Raw genomic sequence first — 8,878 nt, 5'->3', positions numbered from 1 at the left:
GTGTGTGTGTGTGTGTGTGTGTGTGTGTGTGTGTGTGTGTGTGTGTGTGTGTTAGCACTTTTTCCGAGCCCACCAAATTATTGGACGAAAAAATCACAGAGAAATCAAAGTTTCTCTGCGTCGCGATGCTGATGGAATGTGCTATTATATATCTCACGGCGGCAAAGGTATATGAATCAATTCTTTCTCGCAAAACTTACCCTATCTTCTTGATTTAAAACAAGTGAGAGATGAGGGATATTATAATGTAGATTAAGCGTTGGGAGGGAGCTGCAGCCAGTTGCGCATGATATCGGCTCCGACAGTAGTGAGCACGCTTTCGGGATGGAATTGAATGCCGTGAATGTCGTACTCACGATGTCGAATGGCCATGATTAGGCCGTCGGGAGTTTCGGCAGTTACTTCGAGACAGGCGGGAAAATCGTTGCGCGAGACCGTCCAACTGTGATATCGGCCCATCATGAATCTTGGAGGCAGATTGGCAAATATCGGGTCGTGTGCAACTTGACTCCCTTCGGTGGCTATGCCGTGAAAAACATCGGAAAGGTGTTCCAAATGTGCGCCGAACACCTCGGCTATGGCTTGATGTCCGAGGCATACGCCGAGCATGGGCTTGCGACCGGAATATTCGCGGACTACATCGTACAATAATCCTGCTTCGGAGGGCAAGCCGGGGCCGGGACTAAGAATGAGTTTGTCGAATGGTTCCAGTTCGGCGAGTGTAAATCCATCGTTGCTGAAAACGGTTACTTCGGCACCGAGTTCGCGCACAAGATGAACCAGATTGTAGGTGAAAGAATCGTAGTTGTCGATTAGGGCGCAACGCAGTGGTGCTGCCATATTCTGTTCTTCATTCATTGTTTGTTTGTGTTTTTCAAAGTACAGAGGCAATGGTGCGGCGCAGCTTATCGATATCTTTCCTTGCAGGGGCGATTTCAAATCCTTCGTTTATGTCGACCCCGATGAATGCTGGGTGGTTGATGTGTTTTACTCGTTCAACCTCTTCGATGGTATTTGTTTCAAGCAGAAAAGGGATATCGTCGGTGTAGGCATCGAGCGTCGATGAGTCGGCAAAGAGTTTAAAAAGGAAATAGTCGGCATAACCTATATAGGGCTTGCACTTTTCGAAATCGTTTTTATGGTTGATGTCGAGTTGTTTAATGATTTTTATTTCCGGGCGGATGTCGGGAACGAGTGTTCGGCGCAGATTGTCAATCATAACAGCATTTTCTATTCCGTTCAGTTGAATCAGGTCAAGATGGAAATTAAAAGCTCGTGTTACGATGTTTTGTGGCATATCGTTGGCGAATACTCCGCAGAGCTTTACCTGTTTGCTCTGGCTTTTAGTTTTGAAACTTCCGCGGTCGGGAATGAATCCTGCATTCGATGGAATTTGAAGAACTAATCTTGGGCTGTCGGGACGAAAATCCAGTCCTACCCAATCAATTCCAAGCTCTGATACGTCGTGAATATTATCGGCTTCACGCATGCCGCATATCTTTATAATCATTGACTTACAGCCTTATTCCTAGGCACGCAAAGGTACTGAAAAAGAAAAAAGACTGTGATAAAATCTTATTTGCATTATAATAATTGGTCGATAGTGGCGTTTCTAGTGGCGTAACAACAACCAAAGCCTATGATCAAGTTATTTACACCAGAAGAGTCGTCTCCCTCGGAGAAGACATTGAATTTAATCCGACAAATTGCCCATACTTATCGCACAGTGAAATTCAACGGCAAAGTAGAATCCTATTGTTTGAACTGAACATGGAAACAATTATTTCGCCTTCTTTGCTTTCGGCCGATTTTATGCATCTCGACAGGGAAATCGAGATGATTAACGAAAGCGACGCCGATTGGATTCATATGGATGTTATGGATGGAGTTTTCGTGCCGAACATTTCTTTTGGATTCCCGGTGATGAATGCTGTCGGAAAGGTTTGCAAGAAGCCGATGGATGTGCATTTTATGATTGTTCATCCGGAGAACTACATTCAGCAAACGGCCGATTCGGGAGCTGCCATCATGAGCGTACACAGCGAAGCCTGCTTACATCTTCACAGAACCATTCAGGAAATTCACAAAGCCGGAATGAAGGCCGGCGTAACCCTTAATCCGTCTACACCGGTTGCGATGCTCGAGGATGTTATTTGCGACATCGATATCGTTCAGCTTATGAGCGTTAATCCCGGATTCGGAGGGCAGAGTTTCATTGAAGAAAGCATAAGAAAGGTTGCCCGACTTCGTGAACTTATCGCTCGAACCGGAAGCAAGGCGCTCATACAGGTTGATGGCGGCGTGCAGGCCGAAACTGCTCCGCGGCTAGTAAATGCTGGCGTGAATGTTCTGGTTAGCGGAAGTTATATTTTCAAATCGCCCGACCCGCTTAAAACAATAAGCGAACTGAAAAGACTTCGCCCCAGTGTTGCTCTGTGATTAACATGCGCGGTTCAGAACTGTCGCTAAGAAAAAAGGCTAGATGCTTTCAAATAAGAGAGTATCTAGCCTTTTCAGTTTTCGGGAAACCGTGGTTCAGTTTATTTCAAAACGCACGATGCGCTGATTGAATCGTGTGTGGAGATAGGGAATCTTGCATAACAGTCGGAAGACTAACGGAAGCCTGCCTTGGTCGTGGTCGCTCATGAAATATTCGCGCCCCAAGTGCAGCCGTTCGTGCCACGATTCCATCTCAACCGAATGCAACACCGACCATTTGAACTCCACGTCATTGTCCATCTTTTTCATTGCATCGTGCTGCCTGGCATGCTTCACGCCGGAATAAAACAGTATATCCATCAACACGGTAGCTTTACCGAGACGATTGCACATCTCGCAGAAGAACTCCCTTACCTTTTCGGGCTCAAAATACATCAGCACGCCTTCGATTATAACAAGAATCGGTTTGCCGTGAGCCTTTACCGTGTCGCACCAAGAATAATCGAACAATGATTGAGCGATATATGTGTTCCGCTCCGACTCGGGCAGAAGTTTCCGTCGTACTTCTATGGCTTCCGGTAGGTCGAGGTCGTACCAATGTTCAACTTTCGGCGCCCCAATTCGCTGATAGCGTGCATCGATTCCGGCGCCAAGCTGAATAACCACTGCGTCGGGATTATTTTTAATGAACTCTCTGGTTTCTTTGTCGATGAGCGATGCGCGAACGCAGGAGCCCGCCTGCGACATCTTTGCTTTTTTGAATTTCGAGAAGTCATAATCTATCTGTTTCATCATTCGCACGGCATCGTTGTCTTCAATCAGTCCGCCGTTTTGTTGTGTTTCGGTTGCCTTGGCCCACAGCGTGATGAGCATGGTTTCGGGAACGCCCGTAAGAAGTGTTGTTTCCATACAATATTATTCGTTGAATGTTTTTATTCGCTCGTCTTATGAACGGATGCAAAATTAGGCGCTATACCTCCCCGAGACAATACCCAATTGTGTGTATTCTCCCGACCTGTTTGCGGTATAGTCGCCCCACCCTACCTGCCGAGGAATACCAATTCGGTCTGCTGACCGAATTGGTATGGGTATCGGACAGACACGGGGTCTGTCCCTACATGCGGCCTACCGGCCGAATTGGCATCGATTGGGTTGATGGGGGTGTCTAAGTATGTAGGGACAGACCCCGTGTCTGTCCGATACGTCTGTCCGCCACCGTCCATTAAGGATGACATAATAACCCGCCCCTCGTCTGTCAAGGGACGGGATAATTTCTCTTAAACCGAGCATATGTATAAAAACGGTCGACCTGCACGCGTCGTCATGACGGATGCAGGTCTGAATGATTATATAAACGATATTTTCTTTTCTTCCCGGATTCGATTTCAGGAGAGAGGGAGAGGAAATCGTCCTCTTATACTTTATCTTCTCCCGGGTCTTCTTCTCGCCCGGGTTTGGGAGAGCCACCACCAGTACCTCCGGAGCCACCGGGTTTAGAGCCAGTGCCTGGACCATTCCCGCTTCCGCCATGTTTTGAGCCTCCACCGATTGATTTTCCGCTCGGTTCGGGAACGACGACGAGTTTGCCTTTAGAGATTACGACCCAGATGGCACTCTTGCCGGTGACGTTCAGCAAGTAAGCGCGCTTCTTGCCCGAGCCACGGGTTTCGCGTGCAAACGACAGCGAACCACTCGACAGACCACGCTCTTTCTCTAGTTCGGTGAATAAGGGTTCGAGCTGGGCGGCGTATTTGTCCATATCGCGCTCATGCGCGGCCTTGTTAGCGGCTCGACGCTCGGCTATAACCGTTTGCCTACTCTCAACCAGGAAGTTGTATTGCTTCACCAGTTTTTCGATGGGTGGCGTGGGGTCAAGGTCGGCCAGCGCAGTTATTCGTATGAGAATAGCCTCGAGAGCCTTATCAACTGCCTTTCTAAGGGCAAGAAGGTCGAATTTACCCGATGCTTCACTCACCTGAACACGGTTATGGAACACGGCGTCGAAAGCCTTGTTGGCATTGTCCAAGCGTGTCACGGCCGGCATTGCACCTAGTTGGGCTAGTATGCCAGGCATATCGCCTTCCTTCGTGTCGGCCACAAGATTTTTGAGCATACCCGTTTCTTGGTCGTAGTTTTCCACGTCGGCATGCGGATAGCGCGACATCACCTCGCGGAGACGTTTGGCGGCTTTGACGATTTCTTCGTCGTCCGACTGTAAATGCATCTTCACCAATAGTCGTAGGGCCTGATAGGCCTTGTCGCGCGCCTCGTCGAGCTTCATGAGTTCTTCGGTTCCGAAAAGAACTTTCGATTGATTGAGCGCTTCGTCTTCAGCTGCGATTGCGTCACTTAGCGGTTTGAGAACCGCGGTTAATTTCTCTACGTTCGCCTCCTTGCATAGTTGCAGCACTCTACCGGCGAACTGAAAATGCTCCATGTGTCGGAGCTCCCTTCTGTAAAAAGCTTTCACTTTCATAGTAAAAAAATTGATGTTAGAAAAATATTCAGAACCCAATGACCGTTTTGCACCGCCTCGGGCAAGTTTTTATTAAAACGGTGACCGGGAAACCGTGCCTGGAAAATTTTTGTGCGAATCCGATGTACGTTTTTTGTCGCCTGCGATTTTTTTGATTCAATACGGTCATCGTTTTTTGTTCCCCGAAACTCAGGCACGTTTTCCCTGTCACCGTTTTTGCTTCCCTGAGTTTCAGGCGCGATTTTTCGATGACCGTTTTCATCTCCCTAAGAAATTTTGAGCGAACCCGATGACCGTTTTTATCTCCCCAAATCCGGTTCGTGTCAATACTGCCATCGGGTTCGCTCCTTTTAATTGCTAGTTTTAATTGTCGGCCACGGGGCGCACGGAGTGCCCAAATCCATTGTTACGATAGTCAACAGGATTTATTACACTGGCTTCGAAATGCAGGCGGATTGCTCTTTGATGGTCAGCTAATGCGGACGTCCAATAATATCCTCTTACGCCAAGTGTAGCCATTGCAAGACCATTATCATATGCACGATAGCCTGCTGCCGGCATATAGAAGGATGTTGTGTGCGAATCGTCTGTCCAAATTTCCCATCCCTTAATGGTATTGAAAGTTGTTGGAGAATTATCTACAACTTTAGTGGGAGAGCTAGAATAGCCGGTTGTTGTAAATCCTGTAAAAGCATTAGGAGCGGGCATCTTGAATCCGGCTGGACATGGGTCATAAATTGTTTTCACAACTGGGTCGTCATTGTAGCCGAGAACCGTACTATTGGCAGACCATAAATTTATGTAGGCACTCATCCAGCCAAAATAATTAGTATAGAACGTATTCGGATTCTTAATGAATTCATACACACGTATAAATTCTCCACTATTTCCTCCTCCCTTATTTACAAAACTCGACCCAGGCGCCAGAGTATTTGTTCCTGGGAAAGCGTCTTTGCGTCCCCATTGATAAAATGTGGCATTACCTTCGATCTTACTGATGTTTTTCTGAGTAATCGTTATTGTTGCTTCTTTCTTGGAATTGTTGTTTCCCACGATTTGTCTGATTTTCACTTTCACACTCCGAGGTACGTCATAAGATGTTTTTTCATAATGAATATATTTCCATCCAAGTGTTTCTCTGGAGAAACTATATTTATGCCCTTGCTTGTTTGTCATTTCAAATTTATCGAGCACATCATCCGGAGCAAACCATAGGTGCCACGACCAGAGTACTGTTTCTGAATCGTCCATAACTGCAAGTACCGCATTGCCATTCTTAATGGATGAGGTGGGAACACGGAACTGAAGATAGGCACTGCTACCGGAGCCAACTACTTTAGGAGTAGTTATGAGTCCTTGCTCATCAGCCCAAATCAATTTGACTTTTTTCGGCACATTGGCGCCACCATTGGTTAACCCTATCCATGGATCATCAATGTCGTTACCTAGATGGTCTTTGAAGTTCTGCAAGATATATGTACCGGTGTTGGAGGTTTTATAAGCACTTTCGTTCTTGGTTCCATTCTTAATGGCATTGCCGTAGACCAGTGGAATTTTGTAGTAACCGGGATGGGAGATGACATAACAATTGGCTGTATTCATTGATGTGGTATTGCCTTTAATGTCATGGGTCGAGAGGTCGTAATAATCTCCCGAACTGCCCTTTGCGTCCTCCTTCAATTTGTCATTCCGTTCTGTAAGTTTATCGATAAGTGCGTTTGTGGAAACTGTAGCCGTACCTGTTTCTGCAGTCGTTCCGCCGTCGCCATTTATCTTGCTTAGGCTTGTGAGCCAGGTTGGCTTTTCTTCCATTTTGAAAACGTTGTCGCCATCGGCATCATAGCCCACCACTTCCCACTTCACGGGATGCTGCGTACCGTCGGGAGCCTGACGGAAACTGGTAACCTTGTAGTCTTCGGAGTTGGTTGCATTGTAGTCCATTGGCGCAGGAGAGGAAACACTGAACTCGTATGTCCAGTTACTGATGGTGTTCGAAATCTTATAGGTCTTGGTCGTACCAGCTTTCCAGGTGCCGGTCAGGGTCACTTGAATAGACGAAGCATCAGTGAATGTAATTGCAGCTTCTACATTCTTGCCGGTTAACTCTTGAGGAATCATGTAGAACGTGTAGTTATCGGTTGCCGTACCAGTGATGATGGCACCGGGATTCTTCTTAGTATCAATAGTGGGAGAAACTGTTAAACTAAAGTCTTTGCGTGCGGTTAGAGAGCTGGCAACCCATCCGGCGCCATTGCCATCGAGTTTATCAGAAAGATTATAACGACCCTTGTAAACAGCGTTACGTATTTCGATATTGCTTATCTGTTTGCCCCATGAAAGGTTATTACCCACAGCAAACTTTATTGCGGTCAGGGCGTGGCGGAACTCGAGGTTTGTCGTTGGGGCGGTATTCTGGGTGTCGTAATGAACTACACCCGAGCAGGCGGTCATAAGATCTTTTTGGTCGGCTACGTCTTCTTCCACTTCAAAGTCGAGGTAGGGAGTGCCTTGATGAGAATCAGGCGAAAGGGTGATTTTGTTTGCTGCAGTTGCTTCGGGATAGATAGCGTAAAAGCGACCGTAGGGCTTGCCCCAGCTCCAGAAGTGGGTTTCGTAGAGCTCGCCGGTTTTCTTGGTCTTCTTGCTGTAGAACCATTCGGGCTTGTCGCTTATTGTGCCGGCAGTTTCGCCGCGGTAGCCGAGGGAAGTAAAATCGTGCTCGATGCTCGTTTCTACCTTCGCGCGGGTCGACGGGTCGGGCTTGGTGGGGTTGATGCCCTCAACGGTTGTTTCGATTAAGCAGGCGTCGAGACCGTCGGATGATACAGCTTCCAATCGGCGCGGGGCCAGGTCTTCTTGTGTTAAGCCGGGGGTGTAGAGAAGCGTAGGGGCTATGCCGGCGCGGGTGGCGGCGTCGACCTTGGCGATGTTATCCTGCTGAATGTCTTTAATGTTGAACACTACGGATGCGCCGCGGTCGCCATCAGGTTGGGGGCCGTCGAGGTCGTTGTCGCTGCACGAAATAAAGGCTGCACTGCTCGCCAGGAGGAGTACTGCGAGATTATAAATATGTTTCTGTTTCATCTTTTCTTTCAGTCTTTGAGTTGTTTACTTGTTTCTTTGCTCTTTGTGTTTCGGGGGCTTCGGAGCTCGTCGGATGAGCGAGAACTTCAGAGTTTGCCGAGCCGGGGATTAATCTTCCCATAGGTTGCCCCATTGTGATTGCTTGGCTCCGGAGATTTCGGTGTCGTCGCCGTCTTCCCCTCCGGGAATGACAACAATTCCGCCTCCTCCGCCACCGCCGGGCTGAACGGCCGGACTGCCGGCGAGGAAGCCATGTTCCATTTCTGTTTCGATAGCCTTACACCATGGCGCGGTGTAGGCGCGTTTGAATGTTTTGTTCATAATGAATAAGTGTTGGTGATTAAAAAATCATTGTTATTTCGTTAATCGGTAAAGGGGTCATGAGGAGGATGGCAAGGGCGGAAGTGGGGCCAATAGGTTCGCCATCCAACCGATGCCAATTCGGCCGATAGGCCGAATGTAGGGACAGACCCCGTGTCTGTCCGCACCCGTCGGACAAGGACGGGATAAATACGCAATCGCTCGGACCTTTCGACCAATATATTGCTTCGGTTCGCAGAACCGAAGTGAGGCGGACAGACACGGGGTCTGTCCCTACATGCGGCCTATCGGCCGAGCGGGAGTTTTTGTTTACTGAAATGGGAGTATTCGCCGCACGAAAATCGTGCGGGTTTTGAGGATAAAATCTTTCCTTATTTTCTCTTATATCGGTTGCGGAAAGGGTACGAAAAACGGCACGAAGAATCCTTCCGGAATTCCCGTATATAATGGATTTACGGCACGCTTCGCGCGCGCGTATGAAAAAGCTAATTAATAGGTCTGGTGTGTGTGTGTGTGTGTGTGTGTGTGTGTGTGTGTGTGTGTGTGTGTGTGTGTGTA

Annotated in this window: 8 protein-coding genes; 1 reads left to right on the top strand and 7 read right to left on the bottom strand. The window is 47.9% G+C overall.

Going from position 1 to position 8,878, the window contains the following annotated elements; genetic code table 11:
• Positions 1 to 252: 252 nt before the first annotated feature.
• On the bottom strand, positions 253 to 858 hold the full coding sequence (locus HMPREF9140_RS03760) for an anthranilate synthase component II (protein WP_006951869.1): 606 nt from the start codon (positions 856 to 858) through the stop codon (positions 253 to 255).
• Positions 859 to 874: 16 nt separating this feature from the next.
• Positions 875 to 1,510 carry a phosphoribosylanthranilate isomerase gene (locus tag HMPREF9140_RS03755; protein WP_006951868.1) on the bottom strand — a complete coding sequence of 212 codons (636 nt, stop codon included), beginning with the start codon at positions 1,508 to 1,510 and terminating at the stop codon, positions 875 to 877.
• A gap of 260 nt (positions 1,511 to 1,770) precedes the next feature.
• Here HMPREF9140_RS03755 and rpe point away from each other — a divergent pair, with 260 nt between their 5' ends.
• A complete protein-coding gene (rpe, locus tag HMPREF9140_RS03750; protein ID WP_006951867.1) occupies positions 1,771 to 2,439 on the top strand; it encodes a ribulose-phosphate 3-epimerase in 669 nt (222 codons plus the stop codon).
• Between the two features lie 96 nt (positions 2,440 to 2,535).
• Here the strand turns inward: rpe and HMPREF9140_RS03745 are convergent, their stop codons facing one another.
• The 5 genes from HMPREF9140_RS03745 to HMPREF9140_RS03730 form a co-directional block, all read right to left on the bottom strand.
• Positions 2,536 to 3,348 (bottom strand): class I SAM-dependent methyltransferase, encoded by an 813-nt coding sequence (locus HMPREF9140_RS03745; protein ID WP_006951866.1) that lies wholly within the window; start codon positions 3,346 to 3,348, stop codon positions 2,536 to 2,538.
• Positions 3,349 to 3,853: 505 nt separating this feature from the next.
• Positions 3,854 to 4,876, bottom strand: coding sequence for a DUF6261 family protein (locus HMPREF9140_RS03740; protein ID WP_018572044.1), 1,023 nt, complete (start codon positions 4,874 to 4,876; stop codon positions 3,854 to 3,856).
• 402 nt (positions 4,877 to 5,278) lie between these two features.
• Positions 5,279 to 7,999, bottom strand: a complete 2,721-nt coding sequence (locus HMPREF9140_RS03735; RefSeq protein ID WP_006951864.1) for a hypothetical protein — start codon at positions 7,997 to 7,999, stop codon at positions 5,279 to 5,281.
• On the bottom strand, positions 7,977 to 8,120 hold the full coding sequence (locus HMPREF9140_RS10645) for a hypothetical protein (RefSeq protein ID WP_216593053.1): 144 nt from the start codon (positions 8,118 to 8,120) through the stop codon (positions 7,977 to 7,979). The genes HMPREF9140_RS03735 and HMPREF9140_RS10645 overlap by 23 nt, the downstream gene beginning before the upstream one ends.
• The gene (locus HMPREF9140_RS03730; RefSeq protein ID WP_006951863.1) at positions 8,108 to 8,320 is read right to left on the bottom strand and encodes a hypothetical protein; all 213 of its coding nucleotides are present in this window, start codon (positions 8,318 to 8,320) and stop codon (positions 8,108 to 8,110) included. Before HMPREF9140_RS03730 ends, HMPREF9140_RS10645 begins: the two co-directional genes overlap by 13 nt.
• Between the last annotated feature and the right edge of the window lie 558 nt (positions 8,321 to 8,878).

The sequence above is a fragment of the Prevotella micans F0438 genome (genome assembly GCF_000243035.1).
GTDB lineage: Bacteria > Bacteroidota > Bacteroidia > Bacteroidales > Bacteroidaceae > Prevotella > Prevotella micans.
The sequence above is the reverse complement of the archived record's forward strand: the minus strand, read 5'-3'. Positions and strand labels throughout refer to the sequence as shown.